The 17,189-nt window shown below is 59.5% G+C and carries 16 protein-coding genes; 9 read left to right on the top strand and 7 right to left on the bottom strand.

Annotated features, from left to right (window positions below; genetic code table 11):
* Positions 1-39: 39 nt before the first annotated feature.
* The 3 genes from RBB81_RS04505 (at position 40) to RBB81_RS04495 (ending at position 2,458) form a co-directional block, all read left to right on the top strand.
* Positions 40-834 (top strand): NIPSNAP family protein, encoded by a 795-nt coding sequence (locus RBB81_RS04505; RefSeq protein ID WP_353072858.1) that lies wholly within the window; start codon positions 40-42, stop codon positions 832-834.
* A gap of 48 nt (positions 835-882) precedes the next feature.
* Complete coding sequence (locus RBB81_RS04500; RefSeq protein ID WP_353072857.1) at positions 883-1,791, top strand: D-hexose-6-phosphate mutarotase; 909 nt, start codon at positions 883-885, stop codon at positions 1,789-1,791.
* 67 nt (positions 1,792-1,858) lie between these two features.
* Positions 1,859-2,458 carry a Maf family protein gene (locus RBB81_RS04495; protein WP_179580582.1) on the top strand — a complete coding sequence of 200 codons (600 nt, stop codon included), beginning with the start codon at positions 1,859-1,861 and terminating at the stop codon, positions 2,456-2,458.
* Between the two features lie 28 nt (positions 2,459-2,486).
* Here the strand turns inward: RBB81_RS04495 and RBB81_RS04490 are convergent, their stop codons facing one another.
* Entirely contained in the window at positions 2,487-3,623 is a 1,137-nt protein-coding gene (locus RBB81_RS04490) for a M20 family metallopeptidase (protein ID WP_353072855.1), read from the bottom strand.
* A gap of 152 nt (positions 3,624-3,775) precedes the next feature.
* Between RBB81_RS04490 and lpxC the strand changes: the two genes are divergently transcribed.
* Positions 3,776-4,693: a UDP-3-O-acyl-N-acetylglucosamine deacetylase gene (gene lpxC, locus RBB81_RS04485; RefSeq protein ID WP_353072854.1), complete on the top strand. Its 918-nt coding sequence runs from the start codon at positions 3,776-3,778 to the stop codon at positions 4,691-4,693.
* Between the two features lie 90 nt (positions 4,694-4,783).
* Complete coding sequence (gene folK / locus RBB81_RS04480) at positions 4,784-5,287, top strand: 2-amino-4-hydroxy-6-hydroxymethyldihydropteridine diphosphokinase (RefSeq protein WP_353072853.1); 504 nt, start codon at positions 4,784-4,786, stop codon at positions 5,285-5,287.
* Positions 5,288-5,537: 250 nt separating this feature from the next.
* On the opposite strand, the gene RBB81_RS04475 is transcribed toward folK, so the two are convergent.
* Together RBB81_RS04475 and RBB81_RS04470 are read right to left on the bottom strand one after the other, a co-directional pair.
* Positions 5,538-7,100, bottom strand: coding sequence for a phosphatase PAP2 family protein (locus RBB81_RS04475; RefSeq protein WP_353072852.1), 1,563 nt, complete (start codon positions 7,098-7,100; stop codon positions 5,538-5,540).
* Between the two features lie 8 nt (positions 7,101-7,108).
* Positions 7,109-8,158 carry a transporter gene (locus tag RBB81_RS04470; protein WP_183790827.1) on the bottom strand — a complete coding sequence of 350 codons (1,050 nt, stop codon included), beginning with the start codon at positions 8,156-8,158 and terminating at the stop codon, positions 7,109-7,111.
* Positions 8,159-8,436: 278 nt separating this feature from the next.
* Here RBB81_RS04470 and RBB81_RS04465 point away from each other — a divergent pair, with 278 nt between their 5' ends.
* Positions 8,437-9,144, top strand: coding sequence for a CADD family putative folate metabolism protein (locus tag RBB81_RS04465; RefSeq protein WP_353072851.1), 708 nt, complete (start codon positions 8,437-8,439; stop codon positions 9,142-9,144).
* 4 nt (positions 9,145-9,148) lie between these two features.
* Here the strand turns inward: RBB81_RS04465 and RBB81_RS04460 are convergent, their stop codons facing one another.
* Both RBB81_RS04460 and RBB81_RS04455 read right to left on the bottom strand, forming a co-directional pair.
* Positions 9,149-9,409 carry a hypothetical protein gene (locus RBB81_RS04460; RefSeq protein WP_353072850.1) on the bottom strand — a complete coding sequence of 87 codons (261 nt, stop codon included), beginning with the start codon at positions 9,407-9,409 and terminating at the stop codon, positions 9,149-9,151.
* 50 nt (positions 9,410-9,459) lie between these two features.
* Positions 9,460-11,286 carry an AI-2E family transporter gene (locus RBB81_RS04455; RefSeq protein ID WP_353072849.1) on the bottom strand — a complete coding sequence of 609 codons (1,827 nt, stop codon included), beginning with the start codon at positions 11,284-11,286 and terminating at the stop codon, positions 9,460-9,462.
* Between the two features lie 153 nt (positions 11,287-11,439).
* On the opposite strand from RBB81_RS04455, the gene RBB81_RS04450 reads away from it, so the two are divergent.
* Positions 11,440-12,840 carry a DUF2252 domain-containing protein gene (locus RBB81_RS04450; RefSeq protein ID WP_353072848.1) on the top strand — a complete coding sequence of 467 codons (1,401 nt, stop codon included), beginning with the start codon at positions 11,440-11,442 and terminating at the stop codon, positions 12,838-12,840.
* A gap of 57 nt (positions 12,841-12,897) precedes the next feature.
* On the opposite strand, the gene RBB81_RS04445 is transcribed toward RBB81_RS04450, so the two are convergent.
* The gene (locus RBB81_RS04445; protein ID WP_353072847.1) at positions 12,898-13,866 is read right to left on the bottom strand and encodes a winged helix-turn-helix domain-containing protein; all 969 of its coding nucleotides are present in this window, start codon (positions 13,864-13,866) and stop codon (positions 12,898-12,900) included.
* 248 nt (positions 13,867-14,114) lie between these two features.
* Here RBB81_RS04445 and RBB81_RS04440 point away from each other — a divergent pair, with 248 nt between their 5' ends.
* Positions 14,115-14,798 (top strand): YceI family protein, encoded by a 684-nt coding sequence (locus RBB81_RS04440; RefSeq protein WP_353072846.1) that lies wholly within the window; start codon positions 14,115-14,117, stop codon positions 14,796-14,798.
* A 33-nt stretch (positions 14,799-14,831) separates the two neighbouring features.
* Here the strand turns inward: RBB81_RS04440 and RBB81_RS04435 are convergent, their stop codons facing one another.
* The gene (locus RBB81_RS04435) at positions 14,832-16,175 is read right to left on the bottom strand and encodes a TCR/Tet family MFS transporter (RefSeq protein ID WP_353072845.1); all 1,344 of its coding nucleotides are present in this window, start codon (positions 16,173-16,175) and stop codon (positions 14,832-14,834) included.
* 190 nt (positions 16,176-16,365) lie between these two features.
* Here RBB81_RS04435 and RBB81_RS04430 point away from each other — a divergent pair, with 190 nt between their 5' ends.
* Positions 16,366-17,172: a hypothetical protein gene (locus tag RBB81_RS04430; protein WP_353072844.1), complete on the top strand. Its 807-nt coding sequence runs from the start codon at positions 16,366-16,368 to the stop codon at positions 17,170-17,172.
* The last annotated feature ends 17 nt before the right edge of the window (positions 17,173-17,189 follow it).

Below are 17,189 nucleotides of genomic sequence, written 5' to 3'. Positions count from 1 at the left end.
AGTCCTGTATCGACGGGATATTGGTCCACGGGAGGCTTGATGGAAAGGCGTGAATTCTTGACCGCATCTCTTGCAACTTCAGCGCTCGCACTCGCGAATCAGGGGTCGGCTCAGACTCCATCCGGCAAACCGCGCGAATTCTATGAGATTCGCAGGTACCATTTGCAGACCGGTCCACAGATTAAGCTCACCGACAGTTACATATCAGAAGCATTGATTCCAGCGTTGAATCGAATGGGCATTGCGCCGGTTGGGGCCTTCCATCTGGACATTGGACCGGAGACGCCGACGTTGTATCTTTTGCTGCCAAGCTCAAAGCTGGAGACGCTCGTCTCGGCTGAACTGCAACTTGTACATGATGAGCAGTTCTTGAAGACGGCAGAGCCGTTCTGGAATGCGCCAGCGACTGCACCCGCCTTTCAGCGCATCGAGAGCTCGCTTCATATTGCGTTTGAAGGCTGGCCGAAGTTGACTCCGCCAGTAGCAACGGTAGAGCACGGCAAAAGAATATTTCAACTGCGCACCTACGAAAGTCCCAGCAATCAGGACCATATTCGCAAGGTCGAGATGTTTCATCACGGGGAGTTCGACATCTTTCAGCGTGCAGGATTCGGCCAGGTCTTCTACGGCGATACGCTAATCGGTCCGCGAATGCCGAACCTTACCTACATGCTCAGCTTCTCAGATCTGACCGACCTCAACGTCAAATGGGACAAATTCCGTACCGATCCCGAGTGGACCAAGTTGAAGAGCTCGCCGCGTTATAACTTTGAGGAGATCGTAAGTAACATCTCGAATCTGATCTTGAGTCCGACGGCTTACTCGCAGATATAACTCGCGATAAGGATTCTCTTTCGTCAAGACGAGCGCAAGGAAAAGGAAATGATGGATATCAGTCAACTGAACGAACACTTTGGCCTGCCGGGTGTTCTCGCATTTCACGCAACGGAAGGTGGTCTTGTACGTGCCGACATTACGACGCCACACGCGACTGCGACCGTATACCTGCAAGGCGCGCACCTGACCGCGTGGCAGCCTGCGGGCCATCAGCCTGCGATCTTTACCAGCCGCAAGACCGATCTGGCACCAGGGAAGGCAATTCGCGGCGGAGTGCCGATTGCGTTTCCGTGGTTTGCAACGCGTCACGACGGAAAGACTGGGCCTTCGCACGGATTCGCGCGAATTCAGGACTGGACGCTCGCGTTTGCTGCGCTGGCTGGCGAGGATCTGCACCTTACCTTTACGCTCGGGGCTAACGATCTCAGCCGCAGTCTCGGATACGATCACTTCCATCTTGGCTATCAGCTCACCATCGGACGCACCCTGACGATGCAGCTGACGGTGGCCAACGATGCGGATACACCGCTTGTCTTTGAGGAGGCGCTGCATACTTACTATGCAGTCGCGGATGTTCACGAGATCGCCATTGCAGGTCTGGATGGAGTCAGCTATCTCGACAAGGTCGATAGCTTCAAGGAGAAGGTGCAGCACGGCGATATCACCGTGACCGGTCCAACAGATCGCGTCTACCTGGACACGACCGCTACCTGCACGCTGAGTGATCCTGTGCGCAAACGGCGAATTGCTGTTGCAAAGACAGGCTCCAACACTACGGTCGTGTGGAACCCCTGGGAGTCGGGAGCGGCGAAGTTGGCGGATATGGACCCTTCGGAGTGGCATGAGTTTGTCGCGATTGAGACGGTCAACGCGGCGACCGATGCGATCACGCTCGCTCCGGGCGCTACGTACACCATGCAGGCGCGGGTCACCTTGGATGAGCTTCATGGCTAGCGGACTTCGATAGAGCAGAGGCGACGATTTTGCAGATCCGCCGCTGTGTCGATACTCTCAGAGAGTGATGCTCATCCTCGCCTCTGCTTCTCCTCGTCGTCACGAACTTCTAACGCAGGCGGGTCTCACCTTTAGAGCCGAGGCCGCGAACCTGAACGAAGACCTGTTACCGAATGAGGCTGCCGCAGCTTATGTGCAACGGCTTGCCGAAGAAAAGGCGCAAGCTGTGTGGAACGCGCACAGAGCGTCGGATCGTTCTGAGGATCCTCTGGTAGTTCTTGGCGCGGATACGTGCGTCGTTGTGGAGGGACACATTCTGGGGAAGCCGGCCGACAGTGCCGATGCACGACGTATGCTGGAGTTGCTGAGCGGGCGCACACACGCAGTGTTGACGGGCATCGCTGCGATCACGGCGAAAAAGACAGTGCGCGATCTCGACATCACTCAGGTGACATTCAACGTAATCACTGACGCGGAGGTTGGACGATACATCTCCAGTGGCGAGCCGCTCGATAAGGCGGGGGCCTACGCGATTCAGGGCTACGCAGCACGGTGGATACCTCGGATCGAGGGCTGCTACTTCAATGTTGTCGGCCTGCCGATCGCTCGCACCATCGCGTTGCTGGCTCAGGCTCAACTGGATACGCCCGTCGCGGAGAAGGTCTAGATCGACGATGGGGATGTTGGTCGGCCGCTCACTCGATGTTGGCGATCATGGCCGCGAGCAGAGCCGTTCGCGGTACGAGGTGCTCGATGACGACGGACTCGTGTGCGGCGTGGGCGCCGTCGCCCACAGCGCCCATCCCGTCGAGCGTTGGTACACCGAGGGCAGCGGTGAAGTTGCCGTCGGAGCCGCCGCCGGTAGACGCCTCCTCAAGGCTAAAGCCAATTTCGGCGGCGAGTTCCCGCGCTTTTTTGAAGAGGGCGATGGTTCCCGACTTGCGTTCCATGGGTGGACGGTTGATGCCGCCGGTGATTGTGAGTTTGCAGTGGGGGTCTGAGACCTTGAGTTTCCGGAAAAGCCTGTCGACGTAGGCGGCGTCACTAGCCTTCGCGATACGGACGTCGACCTCCGCGGAGGCGTGCGACGGGACGACATTGGACCGCGTTCCACCAGCGATGACACCACAATTCACCGTCAGTTTGCGCTGCAGATTTGTGAATCCGGAGATGGTTTGGACCAGCTTTGTGAGTTCAAGAATCGCGGAGTGGCCGCGCTCAAAGTCGACGCCGCTATGTGCTCCGACTCCGGTAACCTGCACATTGTATTGGCCTACGCCCTTTCGGGCAGTCTTATAAGCCAACCCCTGGGCCGGCTCCAGCACCAACACGGCAGACGAATCTCCGGCCAGCTTCTCGGTTATTGGCCGCGAAATAGTGCTTCCGACCTCCTCGTCGCTGTTGAGCAGGAGCGTTATCGGGCGAGCTAACTTCAACTGTTGCAATGATCTAACGGCTGCTAGAGCCATTACGACTCCGGCCTTCATGTCTAATACGCCTGGTCCCCAGAATCTCCCGTTTGCCTTTCGCCATGGCATTGACTTTAGTGTGCCGAGGGGCCAGACGGTGTCGAGATGCCCCAATAGGAGGATAGGTTTTTGTTTGGAGCGCGAGGGGCCGAAGCGGAGCTCCAGAACGTCGCCGAATTGATGCTGTCTATGGCGTTTCGATCGGGCACCTATCTCTTCAGCCCATTGTTCGACAAGGCCGACGGCTGCGTTAACTGCCTGCGGGTCTTCACTTGGAGATTCCTGCTGGACGAGAGCTCGGAGGGTCTCTTCGATTAATCCCTCCTGGTTCTCCACGGCGCTGAGGATCGCTTTGGGGTCCATGGACGGATGTTATAGCAAGCAAAAGGATTAGTTGACCGCATGTTGAGGAAAAAAGTAGTCATCCTCTCAGGGAACTGTGGCTTATTTGCCACAACGGGAAGAGTTCTTTCCGCTGTAGTCTCGGAGATGGTTCTATCCGGAGACGCCTACTCGTGGCATTGGAAGCTCATTTTGAGCAGACAATTCGTTCGGAGATAGAGTTCAGCGGTATCGGCTTACACAGCGGGGCGCCTGTGCTGATGCGATTGGTCCCGGCGCCGGCTGGATCTGGTATCGTCTTTCGTCGCACCGACTTAGACAACTTCGAGATCGCAGCGATTGGGCGGAATGTCGCCAAGGTCAGTTACGCGACGAGCTTGATGCGGCAGAGTGTTTTGATCTCAACTACTGAACATCTGCTCTCTGCTCTCATCGGCTTTGGTGTGGATAACGTGATCGTCGAGGTGGATAACCTTGAGGTTCCGATTCTGGATGGAAGTTCTTTGCCCTACGTGCAAGCATTTCATTCTGTTGGGCTTAAGCAGCAACGGCGTAAACGGGAGTACCTAAAGATTTTAAAAGAGGTTGAGGTGCGGGAGGGATCGAAGTTTATCGGGGTCTATCCGGGGTCGGGCTATCGAATTCAGTACACGATCGACTTCCCGCAACCTATTGGGTATGAGACGTTTAGGGGGGATCTTGCGACTGGGGACTATGTTAAGTTAATTGCTCCCGCGCGTACTTTCGGATTTAAGGAGGATGAGGCTATGTTGCGGGATATGGGCCTGATTCGTGGAGTTTCGGATGAGAGCGCGATTATTCTTTCGCGGCAAGGTGTTGTAAATGGGCCACTTCGCTTCAATGACGAGTTTGTCCGGCACAAAGTGCTGGATTTGATTGGGGATTTGGCGTTGGCGGGGCGTCGGATTCAGGGCCATGTGGTGGCCGAGCGGGCTGGACATGCGATGCATACTGCTCTTGTGCAACGACTTATGCGAGACAGGTCGGCATGGGAGCTGGCGCATGGGTACGATGAGGTAGCAGAGCCGGCCAGGGTGATGGGCCAGTTGCAACCAGCTACGGTTTCGTGATTTTGTGGTCGAAACGCGTGGTTTGTTGATGGTGGATTGTGGTGACGATGTGGTGATTTGTGTGGCTGCTAAGCCCCGTTTTCGAGCGGGGTGGGCGTGAAGGCTGTGGCGGCGATCGCGTTGGGGTCGAACCTGGAATCGTCCTTCGGGGACCGTGAGGCGAATCTGGAGGAGGCGGTGCGGTTGATCCGACCGCTGGGTGAGGTGACGGCGGTCTCGTCGTTTTACGATACGGAGCCGGTGGGGTTTCTGGATCAGCCTAGATTCCTGAATGCTGCTTTGCTGCTTGAGACTGAGTTGGAGCCGGTGACTTTGCTAAGGGAGCTGCTTGTGGTGGAGCGGGCGATGGGGCGGGAGCGGGTTGGGGCTGTGGCGAAGGGCCCGCGGGTGATCGATCTGGATCTGTTGCTATATGTCGATGCAGAGGGGCATGCAGCGGTGATGGAGACCGAGGAGCTAGTGCTGCCTCATCCGGAGATGCAGGCGCGGAGGTTTGTGCTGGATCCGCTGGGGGAGATCGCGCCGGAGATGGTGCATCCGGTGTCTGGGCTGACCGTTCGGGAGATGCTGGATAGCTTACGCTCGGATTCTTGATTCATTGATGAGCCGGCGGAGTTGTGGCCGGATGGAAGAAGGCAATTCAGTCGTTGCGGCTTCGCCTTCACTCCGGCCTTCGGCAGAGCGGAGCCCACTCATCGCGCAAGTGCGACGCGATGAATGGGGCACCCGGCTTTCCCTTGATTGGCGGATCGATCCACTGTGGCCCTCCCAGTGGTCGGGAGGGCCACAGTGATCTCGCGCTGCGTGGACTTAGCTTGCGTTTTACGTCTTCCGTCTGTCGTTTTTAGTTTGCTCCGTCTGTCTTTGCAAACCTGACCGTGTAGTCTCCGATTCTCTTGCCATGATCCATTCCAACTTCGATATCTGAACGATAGTGGATGCCCGCGTAGAGCCTGGACATGGCGGCCTCCTGCATCTGCGCTTGAAAGTAGGTTGCCCCGTCGGGGAAGAGATAGGACAAGACATCGGAGCCTGCGGCGGAGAAGTCTGAGTGGCCTGAGACGTAGGATGGAAAGTTTGGAAGTCCGGTCTGGGTCTTGATGGAGGGATCGAGCTGCGAGGGTCGGGGGTTGAAGTAAAAGTACTTCGCATCCCAGCAGCCAACGGCGGCGTCATGGAGTGCCATATTGAGCAGCGCGAAGACGCGTGAGGCGCGAACCTCGCTGAAACTGGCAGCGCTGATGTACGGCTCGGCGATGGCGTCCCAGTGGCCAGGAGGAGTTACGGTACTGACTCCATCGGCCCATTTGTAGACCGTCGCCTGCTGGTCGCGGGTAAGACTGTTGACGATGCTTTTCACTTCGGCGGTTTCGGTCTGCATTTGAGGGGATGAGGTGGATGGAGGCGGACCCGGCCGCTCGTTCACGATGTCGTTGGGAGTCATCATCCACACCTTGACCTTGCCGAAGACGGGGAGCATGGGCGGGCGAGGTGGACCGTCCTGGCTGATCCAGGGGATCTCTCCGCGCGCGGTTGCATTGTCGGCGAGGGACTGCCAGAGAGCAGCGTTTCCGCCGGCTGCCTTCATTCCGTCGGAGGCGGCGCGAGCAGCGAAGACGGCGGCGACGGCTTTGCCCAGGGCTACTCCCGCGGCGATGTCGCTGGCGGACGCTCTGCCGGAGATGAGGGCGACTTGTTGCTGCTCGGCTGCCTTGGCGTTGATCTCATCGACCGAGGTGGGGAAGAGGAGCGTGAGCAGAGCAACGTTGACTCCTGCTTCGACGGCATCTTCGGAGGGGTAGGAGGGAATGTCGCTGGTCGGCAGCAGCGCCTTGATGCTGGTGTCCGCTTTGAAGGGGGAGGGGCGATTGTACAGGTACTTGTAGTACCACGCGGCCTTGAGGGCCTCAAACTGCGCGACAGAGACGTAACTGTAGGCGCGTGCCGCGTAGGGAGGGTTACTGAACGGATATTGCGGATTCGCGAATGGATTTGCGGGATTTGGAACGGGATAGCTTCCGTCCGGATTTGGAGAGGGCGGCAGATCGGAGCGCGCTGCAATCTCCCGCATGATCTGATTCCAACGGAGGACGCCGCCGCTGCTCCAATAGGTGATGGCGGTCTTTTGCGCATCGGTGAGGCTGGCCTGTGCGGCCTTGATGGATGCTAACTCAGACTGATAGCCGGGGTCGCTTACAGGGGCCGGGGCTGTCACAGGGATCTGCGTGGGACCTGAGAGAACGATCATCTTCCATGATCCGGCGTTGGCGTCGGTGTTCGCCGGAGTGACTGTCGGCAAGGGCTCGGAAGAGGGGATGTCCTTGCTACAGCTGGAGGTGCTCAGGGCCAGGGCAAGGAAGATTGCGGCTGAGATCGATGCGCGGAAGAGAGGCGTTTTCCTGGTCATTCTCATTGTCACGGGGTGGCTCGCTTTTCGAAAGGAAGGGTATACATGAGGCCGGTGGTGAAGGTGTTGGCTTGTCCAACGTTGCGGCCTTGAAAGGTGTTGGAGTAGATGAACCAGTACTGAAGGGCTCTTACTTTCGGGACCGGGACCTTGATCGTTGCGCCTGCTTTGGAGAAGTTGGTGCGGTTGGAGACGAAGGGCATATCCTGAGGGCGGATGTCACCGCCTCCGCGGGCTTGCTGTACGGAGAAGTCGCCTAAGAGCGAAACGTCGTTTTTGCGATAGCCGACGCTGGTGCCGTAGTTGAAGAGGTTGGGCATCGCGACCTGATTGCTGAGATAGAGCTGTCCGTTGGTGTAGTAGCTGGAGCGGTCGAGCGTTACGTTGCCGCGGAAGTTGTAGGCGGCGGTGCCGTTGAGATAGAGGCCACGCCTGCCCAGATAGTTCAAGGTGGCGCGTCCGGAGAGAGTCTTGCTGTTGGTGCCGAGCGAGAGCGGTTGAAGGTCGGGGGTGTAGTTGGTCATGGGGAGGGTGCCCGAGAGCACGGCGATCGCTCGTAGCGCGCCGAATTTGCCGACGGGAATGCTGAGGAGTTTGTACTTTGCTGCGAGGGTGAGGTCCTGAAATCCGGACTGGCCGTGGAGAACGCCCTTGCTTGCGTCGGTCCAAACGTAGGGAACGTTGATGATGAAGTCGAGTCGGCTGGTCACGCCGTAGTTGGCTGCCATGGTGACGGTCTGCGTCGTGATGGTGCCGATGTTTCCGTTGACGCGTTGGAGGTTCCCCTGCCAGTAGTTGTCCCAACTGTCGTGCGTGTAGAGGGCGCCTGCACAGAGGGACCTCTTCGCCAGCATGATGCCGTCGTCGATGGTCTGGGCGTGAAGCGATGGGCAGAGCATAGACAGGAATGTAAGACAGGCGGGAAGGGTGGCCTTCCGCCCTTTGGGTCTGGGGCTGCGTTCGGCGAGGATGAATCGGCGACGGGAGAAGAGGAGCGGCAGGCGCCTTGGTTGCGGGTTTTTAGACCCGGACGATGCTGGCGCGTGATTCGAAGTCATGGTCGTTCTCCGTGTCGTGAGAGGAAAGCATACGCACGACTTCTTGCGGAGCTTAGCGGTCATCGTGTGACTGCGAAGCCTGGCTGCGAAGAGATTCGTATACCCTGGTCACGAGGGAGTTTATGCGCCCACGCGGGTGCTGTCTTCAACTCAAAGGATGGTTTTTCTATCCATCGTGTGGGGGACGGACTTTGTGCCGGGGGTATGCCGGGGTACACTCTGAGAATCCTCGCGGGCGGTTCTGCTCGCTTGCGAATTTTTTGAATGGAGCTTTGATTATGTCTGCGATCGAGTTTGGGAGTGCTGGGTTCTGGAGCCGTTTCGAGGAGCGTGTTGCTCCGTTCAACTTGTTGCAGCATCCGTTTTATCAGGCGTGGTCGAAGGGTGAGCTGACACGTGAGGATCTGCGGGAGTATGCGGCGGAGTACTGGCACCATGTGTCGGCGTTTCCGACTTATCTGAGTGCGCTGCACTCGCGGCTGCCGGATGGAGAGATGCGGCGTGAGGTTCTGCGCAATCTGGCTGAGGAAGAGGGCGTGGATGCGGCTACAGCTCGTCCGCATAGCGATTTGTGGATGGACTTTGCTGCCGGTATGGGTGCGACTCGCGATGAGGTTGAGGGGCGCGCGGTTCAGCCGGAGATGACAGCGCTGATGGCTACGTTCCGCGAGCTGATGCAGGAGGAGAGGGCTTCGGCTGCGATGGCGGCGCTGTATGCGTATGAGTCGAAGGTGCCTGCAATCGCTACGACCAAGGCGGAGGGGCTTGCGGAGCACTATGGGACCGAGGGTGCGGCGGCGCGGTACTTTACGCTGCACCAGACGGCTGACGTTGCTCATGCGAGTGTTTGGCGGGAGTTGATTGATAAGCAACTTGCGGGCTCGCCTGAGGACGAAGAGGCGGTGCTGGCGGCTGGAGAGCGGGCGGCGAAGGCGCTCTGGGTTGCTCTGGATGGTGTGGAGCGGCAGCGGCTGGCGGTTAACTAAGGAGTTATTTGCTTGAATGATGAGGACCAGGCGAGGGTGTCTGGTCCTTTTTCTTTGTGTTGGAAGGATTCGCGAGTTTTCTTTTTTCACAACGAAAGGCAACAGCAGATTCCTCCGCTGCGCTGCGGAATGACAACAAAAAAACCGGCAACGGCAACAGCGGCGGCAACGGCAACGGCAAAAGCAAGGGCAAGGGCAACAGCGGCGGCAACGGCAACAGCAACAGCAACAGCAACGGCAACAGCAACAGCAACAGCAACGGCAACAGCAACAGCAGTGGCAGCGGCTTTGCAACTGTGGGAGGTACGAGGTTTTTTAGAAGCGCATGTATTGACTGTGGTGTTGGTGGTGCCAGTGGGTTATCTGATGAAGGGCTTGGGCGAGGGTGTTGACCACTACGTTGGGTTTGCCGCTTCCGAAGCGCTCGATGGATTGTTCGGCAGTCTGGTCGGGGTCGTTGGCAGTGTTCCAGAGTCCGACGACGATGCGGTTGTTGGGAAGATGAGAGCGGACACGCTGGCAGATGGCTCGGGCTTGCGAGAAGGCGAAGGGTGGAAGCGCTGAGATGAAGACGACGGTGTCGGGCTCGGAGGCGAGGGAGTCGAGGATCTCGCTGGAGACGGAGGCAGCGGAGAGCAGGAGGGTTTGATGGGAGGCTCGCTCCATGAGCTGGACGAGCATGAGGGTGGTGAGCTCGTCGGCCTGGTCGCTGACGGAGATGCAGATGACGGCGAACTCTTTTTCGATGGTGCGTGAGAGGCGTGGTGCGGTCGCGGGGGTGGCGTTCGCAGGCTCTTTCTGGTGGTAGTCGGTGAGTTCGGCGACGATTTCGCCGATGGTGAGGAAGAAGAAGTCTGAGCGCTTGTCGTCGAGGTTGCCTTGGTGGCGGTCCTGCTCGACGAGGGCGAGAGCGGGAATGAGGACGGAGTCGTAGAGCTCGACGAGCGGTTTGCCGTCGAGGAAGCGGTTGGCGACGGCGCGGGCTTCGCGCTGATCCATGGCGAGGAGGCGTTCGTAGAAGAGGGCCTCGGCAGAGAGCTCGGCGTCGGTGCCGAGGAGGGTGTGGAGGAAGGACAGCTGTGGGACGTGCCGGCCCATGACGACGATGCAGACGGTGAGCGGGGTGGAGAGGATGAGGCCGGGCCATCCCCAGAGGAGCGCCCAGAAGATGGCCATGGCGAGGAGTGCGAGGGATGAGATGCCGGTGCGGGTGCTGTAGAGCCAGGGTTCGACGAAGTTGGTGGCGGAGAGCTCGAGCGCGAGGAAGAGGCAGAGGATGAGGATGGGCGGCCACCAGGTAGTGGAGATGGCGACGGAGACGATGAGGGGAAGGGCGAGGCTGGTGGCGGTGCCGACGTAGGGGACGATGCGGAGGATGCCGGCGAGGACTCCCCATAGGAAAGCATTGGGTACGCCGATGAGGTAGAGGCCTCCGCCGAAGAGGAAACCGTAGGCTGCGTTGACGGCGAGTTGAAAGAGGAGATATTGGCTGATGCGGGTGGCGGCCTCCTGCAGGGCCTGGGTCATGAGGTTGATTCGGCCCATGCCGGCGAGCAGGAGGATGCGGTGTCGGAGGTCCTCGCGCTTCATGAGGAGGTAGATGGTGAAGACGATGACGACACCGACGGTTCCGATGGGACGAAGGAAGCGCATGAGCAGCTCGGTGGTGGTTTGGAGCTGGGTGCGGTCGGGGTCGATGACGCGGACGGGCTGAACTTGTACGGGGGATTGCGCGAGGGGCGTGGGCGATGAGGGGGTGATGTCGCCGCTGATGTCTTCTACGGCGGTGAAGGCCTTTTCGAGGGACTGTTCGGCGGGAGAGTGGACGGTGGCCATCTTCTGCTGGATGTTGAGGCGGTAGGCGGGGAGGGTGCGGGCTACGTTGAGCAGCTGGCGGGCGACGACGTAGCCGATGCTGAAGATGCTGAGGAAGGCGAGGATGCCGATGAGGGCGACGGCGAGAACGCGTGGAACTCGGCGGGTTTCCAGGCGGCTGACGGCGGGGGCGAGCAGGAACGACAGTGTGAGCGCGAAGGTGAGGGGGATGAGGAGCTCGCGCGCAAAGTAAAGGATGAGGACGATGACGGCGAGCACGAGGAGAGGCTCAACCCTGGGGATCTCGGTAGTGCGAGCGCGGGACATGGGAGTTGTAAGACCTCGTGGGACCTGATGGATGCTCTGCGCTTATGCGGGCAAGAATACATCAAGCGTGCTGATGGGCGGCGGTTTATTGCGTCGAGCGTAGGCTAGACTCTTGTTTGCAGATTGGGTTGCAGATTGGTTGGAGGAGGATCGATGGACAAGACGCAGCTGGTGAGCGCGAGGGAACGCTATGCCTTCGGACGGGAGCGGCGGAAGCAGATGAAGCGGCTGCACCATAAGACGTGGACGGCGAAGCAGCGGCGGGAGAGTCCACTGAAGCTGCTGGAGGTGTCGACGCGGGGACGGGTGCCGACGTTGGTGGCGCTGAAGAACGAGTTGATGGCGGCGTCGCCGTTTGGGTACTTTCGCGGGGCGGTGCCGGTGATGGCGTATGACCTGTCGCTGGTGGGTAATACGGGCATCTGCAATCAGCTGTGCGGCGACGCGCATGTAAGGAATCTGGGCGCGTTTGCGGCACCGGATGGGCGGCTGGTGTTCGATATTAATGATTTCGACGAGACGATTGTTGCGCCGTTTGAGTGGGATGTGAAACGGATGGCGACGAGCCTGGTGCTGGCGGGGCGTGCGGCGGGCGCGAAGAATCTGCATTGCAGGGAGGCCGCGGCGGTGTTTCTGGAGCGGTACCGGACGATGATGCACTCGTTTGCGCGAATGCCGGTGCTGGAGGTGGCGAAGTACCAGGTGCATCGGCTGGGAAATGTGTCGCCGGTGGCGGGGATTTTGCGGATGGCGGAGAGGGCTACGCCGATGCATACGCTGCTGACGTTGACGGAGGTGGAAGGGCGGCCTTCAGTGGTGAAGAAGAAGGGCGTCAAGACGGTGAAGGGTGCGGCGAAGAGTTCGGAGCGGCCGCAGCGGGTGTTTCGGACGATTCCGCCGAACCTAAAGCGGGTGACGGGAGCGCTGGCGGAGCAGGTGGTTGGATCGCTCGCGATCTATGCGGAGAGTCTGCAGCCGGAGCGCAGGCATTTTCTGGCGCAGTACCGGCCGATGGATGTGGCGTTCAAGGTGGTGGGGACGGGGTCGGTGGGGCTGCGGGACTACGTGGTGTTGATGGAGGGAAATGGGGTGAAGGATCCTCTGTTTCTGCAGATCAAGGAGGAGGTTGCTTCGGGATATGCGCCTTACGTCGCCGGAGCTCTGAAGGGAAGGAGAGGAAAGCAGCATCAGGGACAGCGTGTGGTGAATGGAGAGCGTGCGATGCAGCTGCAGTCCGATCCGTTTCTGGGATGGACGACGATGGAGGGCAGAGACTACCTGGTGAGGCAGTTGAACGACCACAAGGCTTCGATTCAGCTGGAGGATCTGAAGGCCGCCGGGTTGCTGGAGTATGCGGGGGTATGCGGCGAGATGCTGGCGAGGGGGCATGCGCGGGCTGGGGATAGCGCGATGGTGGCGGGCTACGTGGGGACTTCGGCGCGGTTTGATGAGGCAGTAGGTGCGTTTGCGGAGGCGTACGCGGATCAGACAGAGGTGGATTGGAAGCAGCTGGTGAAGTCGCTGAAGATGCCGGTGAAGAAAGTGGCGAAGTGAGAATGGTTATTTGACGAGAGCTGTCAGGGACGGTTTCCGAGTTACTGACAAACCGAACTATCGTGCTTTAAATTCCGTGGATGCCCTGAGTGCTTTCGTTACTTCTCCGGCGATATCGTCCTGGACCATTAGGATGTCGTCGAATGGCCGATCGTAGGTTTCAGACCAGACAACATATCCATTGTCTGCACGAACCAACCGTGCGGCTACTCGCAGCCTGACGCCCGACTTGCGCACGCTCCCATCGAGCACATAAGCGACACCGAGCGTCTTTGCGATATCGGCGACAGATATCTGCTTGCCCTTGAAGTAGAACGAGGCCGTGGGGGCAGGCACCTGAAGGTCTGGGATCTTGCTGAGTTTGTCGATCAACTCCTCGGTCATGCCGTCGGCGAACTCCTCCTCTTTCATCCCCTCGGTCAGGTCGAGAAACGGCAGCACGGCGATGGATTTCTGTGGCCGCGGAAGAATGGCAGGTGGTGCTGCGTGATGGTTGTTCGCGATCTTGTTGTGGAACAGGAAGGCACCGATGAGTGCGAGGCAAAGTGCCGCGCCGGCAGCCCACGCGAAGCCGACTCTGGAGCGTGGGCTTGGGGGCGGCGCATCGGTGGTGATCGGGGGCGGTTGTTCGCTGTTTGAAGACAATGAAGAACCCGGCTGTGCGGTGGATTGGGCGATGGGTTCATCGGTCTCATTGGCCCAGGGACTGACCGTCGCTACCATCCGGTATCCTAGCCGCGGGACTGTCGCGATGTAGGTGGGCTGTTTGGGGTCGTCGCCGAGCAGACGGCGGAGGGATGCCACAGCCTGGTAGACGGAGTCTGGTGAGACGGTGACTTCAGGCCAGACCTGGTTGAGCAGGTCATCGATGCTGACGACCTTGCCGGCGTGCTCGGCGAGGCACAGCAGCAGCCGCATCGTCCGCACCTCTACGCGAGCGGTTTCTCCATCTCGTGAAATCTGGCTGGATGCTGGATTGACGGACCAATCGCCGATGCGAAGCATTGTCATAGTCGGGCGTTCCATGCAGGACTGGTGATTGTCCTTTGTTCTAAGCGGAAAAGCGCTCGCTGATTGTAACAACATCGCGAGGAGATGCTGGCTGCGTTCGGGCCGGGGTTGAGCCCAGCAGCGCTACCTACTTGTGCTACCGCCGTTCAACTCCATTTCAGAAGTATTCAGAGTGTTTCAGACTGAGCTCAGGACTTTCCGGCTCTCATCCGGGTACCGTACAGCTGCATCCCGAATCGCAGACAAACAAGTATGGAGAAAAGATGATCTTCAATAGACTGTTCAATTTATTCGCAATGGGCGTGTTGCTTTTTACCATTTGCGTGGCGCCTTCGACCAAGGTTGCTGCGGCAGATCCTTCCGCTCAACCTGCCCAGAAGATTGCGGTGGCGCAGGCGCTCCCCGCTCCGGGGATATACAAGATCGATCCGGACCATAGCTTCGCGTACTTCGGTGCTCGTCACCATGTGGTGGGGCTGGTGCGGGGCAGGTTCGACAAGGTTGCGGGAACCATTACTGCATCGCAGGACCTGGCCGCCTGCAGTGTCGACGTCACGATCGACGTCTCCAGCATCAATACGCAGATCAGCGAGCGCGACGAGGACCTTCGCAGCCCCGTCTACTTTGATGTGAAGAGATTCCCGACGATGACCTACCACGGTCGCGGCATTCGCCGTGTGGCTGGAGGCTCCTGGATGATGGACGGCTCGCTGACCATGCACGGCGTGACCAGGGTGGTGCCGCTGACATTCACCTTCAATGGGGCGTTTTCTGATGTGAAGCCTGGCAGGCCGGCGCGCATGGCGTTCCATGGGTCCGCGGGGCTGAAGCGCGCCGATTTCGGCATGGGCGCGCGCGATAATCTCGAGGAACTGGGCGGGTTAATGACGCCGGACGTCGAGATCGAAATAGACGTGGAGGCGGACGCAAACTCGCCCACTCAGTGAGAGCGTCAGAATTTGGCGCCGCTGCCGATGAATTCAGCTGGCAGGTTGGGAGTGGCGCGTAGCGTATTGGGCGAGGATGAGGCCGATGAGAAGCATGGAGGCGGCGACGTAGAAGGGTGTGCCAGGGATGCGGACGATGGCGTGGGCTCCGATGGACTGGCTGAAGATGTAGGTGAAGAAGCCGGGGCCGATGAGGCCGGCGATGCCGCGCAGGCTGTTGATGGCGCCTTGCAGCTGGCCCTGTTCGGAGGGGCTGGTCTTGCGGGAGAGGACGCTCTGAGCGGAAGGCCAGGTGAAGGACATGAGGTTGAGCACCGGGATGCCGAGCCAGAAGATGAGGCCGGTCTTTGAGAAGCCGAACATGGAGTAGCCGATGGCTCCGCCGATGAGGCCGAGAGTCATGGCACCGCGCTCGCCGAACTTTGCGACCACACGCTTCACCAGGAGAGCGCCGTAGATGGCGGTGAAGATGCCGATGGTGGCGAGGGAGAAGCCGACGGTGCGGTCGGTCCAGTGGTAGCGATAGTCGGCGTAGATGACGTAGACGTTCATGAGCGACTGCTGCGCGATGTAGCCGAGGAGAAGGACGCCGGAGATGGCGAGCATACCGCCGCGTTTTAAGAGGTTGAGGGAGCCGACGGGGTTGGCGCGTGCCCAGGAGAAGGGGCTTCGATTTGCGAGGGAGAGAGACTCGGGAAGGACGAAGAGGCCGTAGAGTCCGTTGATGAGGCTGAGGAGGCCTGCAACCCAGAATGGCAGGCGTGGGTTAATGTTGCCCAAGAGTCCGCCCATTGCGGGGCCGAGTACGAAGCCGATGCCGAATGCGGCGTTCAACATGCCGAAAGCTGCGGCGCGGCGCTCGCGTGGGGTGACGTCGGCCATGTAGGCCATGGCGGTGGGGATGCTGGAGGCGGTGAGTCCGGAGATGACGCGGCCTACGAAGAGCCAGCCGAGCGCGGGAGCCCAGGCCATGAGGATGTAGTCGAGGCCGAGGCCGAAGTTGGAGAGAAGAACGACGGGTCGGCGGCCGAAGCGGTCGGAGAGTGAGCCGAGGATGGGGGAGAAGAAGAACTGCATGGCGGCGAATACGGTTCCGAAGAGGCCGAGCATGCGGGCGGCTGAGGAGGTGTCGCCGTGGAGAAAGCCTTCGATGAGGCGGGGGAGGACGGGGGCGATCATGCCGAGGGCGAGCATGTCGAGGGTGACGGTGAAGAAGATGAAGGTGGCGGCGGCGCGGCGGCCTGGGGGTGGGTTTGGAGTGAGGGGAATATCGGGTTCGATGGGGCTGACGATTTCGGGCTCGGTCATCAGCGGATCCGGAGCGACGGGATCGGGCGTCGTGATTGGTTGCGACGAGTTTTGTGGTGATTCAGCCATGCGATTGATGGCAGTCTACGTGAGTTTTATGGCTCGTTCTTGGATATTTCGGCGTTAAGGTGTGGCGTGCGAGTCCTGCGGCGCATCGTACGGGAAGTCGCGGGAATGTAGTGGGGTTTTGCTGAGGGCATGCTTTACTGGGTGTTGGCGGAACGGTGATTTCTGCTGACGAGACAAGGATCGAGGGTCAATGCGGTTTGCGACAAGGGTGACGGTGCTGATTTGCCTGCTGGGCGCAGGTTTGCGCGCTCAAAGTTCGAGTACGGCGAAGCAGATTGTCGACACGATGCTGACCCATGAGAATGATCCGGCAGAGCACGGCAATCGATACATGTATCTGTCGGAGGAGCGGTCGGAGCGTACGGGTGGACATCTGTGGCAGGAGCGCGTGGTGGAGACGTCGCTGGGCAAGGTGAGGCTGCTGCTGGCCGAAGATGGCAAGCCGTTGAGTGCGGAGCGTGCGGCTGCGGAGAGAGAACGGCTCGCGCAGATCGTTGCGCATCCCGAGACTTTTCAGCGGCGGGAGCAGGCGATGAAGAATGACGAAGAGCACGCGGAACAGATGCTGGCGCTGTTGAGAAAGGCATTTCTTTTTGAAGATCCGCGCGTGGAAGGGAGCGATCTGCAGATTGTGTTTCGACCTGATCCTGCGTATAAGACGCAGTCGCTGGAGGAGCGTGTGCTGCATGCGATGTGGGGTACGGTCCTGGTGGATCAGCGAACTATGCAGTTACACCGGATCGAAGGGAAGATGCCTGCAGATGTAAGTCTGGGTTATGGCCTGCTGGGTACGGTGCACGCGGGCAGCAGCTTTAGTACGACGCATGAGATGGAGCCGGGCGGCGATTGGAAGGACGCAACGGTTAATACTGCGATCGAGGGGAAGGCGCTGCTGTTCAAAGAAATCAGCAGGAGTGAGCATCTGGTTCACAATGAATTTAGACAGATGCCGGCGGATATGAGCGTTGCGCAGGCGGTGGAGATGCTGGAGCGGTAGCGTCCTGCCGGACGGGC

It is taken from the genome of Tunturibacter gelidoferens (assembly GCF_040358255.1).
In the GTDB taxonomy this organism is placed as follows: domain Bacteria; phylum Acidobacteriota; class Terriglobia; order Terriglobales; family Acidobacteriaceae; genus Edaphobacter; species Edaphobacter gelidiferens.
The sequence above is the reverse complement of the archived record's forward strand: the minus strand, read 5'-3'. Positions and strand labels throughout refer to the sequence as shown.

Coding starts and splice junctions, on each gene's coding strand:
- RBB81_RS04450 (WP_353072848.1), top strand. CDS start 11,440: ATGGACAAGACGCAGCTGGTGAGCGCGAGGGAACGCTATGCCTTCGGA.
- RBB81_RS04470 (WP_183790827.1), bottom strand. CDS start 8,158: ATGACTTCGAATCACGCGCCAGCATCGTCCGGGTCTAAAAACCCGCAA.
- RBB81_RS04490 (WP_353072855.1), bottom strand. CDS start 3,623: ATGGACCCCAAAGCGATCCTCAGCGCCGTGGAGAACCAGGAGGGATTA.
- RBB81_RS04505 (WP_353072858.1), top strand. CDS start 40: ATGGAAAGGCGTGAATTCTTGACCGCATCTCTTGCAACTTCAGCGCTC.
- RBB81_RS04445 (WP_353072847.1), bottom strand. CDS start 13,866: ATGGAACGCCCGACTATGACAATGCTTCGCATCGGCGATTGGTCCGTC.
- RBB81_RS04495 (WP_179580582.1), top strand. CDS start 1,859: ATGCTCATCCTCGCCTCTGCTTCTCCTCGTCGTCACGAACTTCTAACG.
- RBB81_RS04430 (WP_353072844.1), top strand. CDS start 16,366: ATGCGGTTTGCGACAAGGGTGACGGTGCTGATTTGCCTGCTGGGCGCA.
- RBB81_RS04455 (WP_353072849.1), bottom strand. CDS start 11,286: ATGTCCCGCGCTCGCACTACCGAGATCCCCAGGGTTGAGCCTCTCCTC.
- RBB81_RS04465 (WP_353072851.1), top strand. CDS start 8,437: ATGTCTGCGATCGAGTTTGGGAGTGCTGGGTTCTGGAGCCGTTTCGAG.
- RBB81_RS04435 (WP_353072845.1), bottom strand. CDS start 16,175: ATGGCTGAATCACCACAAAACTCGTCGCAACCAATCACGACGCCCGAT.
- RBB81_RS04475 (WP_353072852.1), bottom strand. CDS start 7,100: ATGACCAGGAAAACGCCTCTCTTCCGCGCATCGATCTCAGCCGCAATC.
- RBB81_RS04500 (WP_353072857.1), top strand. CDS start 883: ATGATGGATATCAGTCAACTGAACGAACACTTTGGCCTGCCGGGTGTT.
- RBB81_RS04440 (WP_353072846.1), top strand. CDS start 14,115: ATGATCTTCAATAGACTGTTCAATTTATTCGCAATGGGCGTGTTGCTT.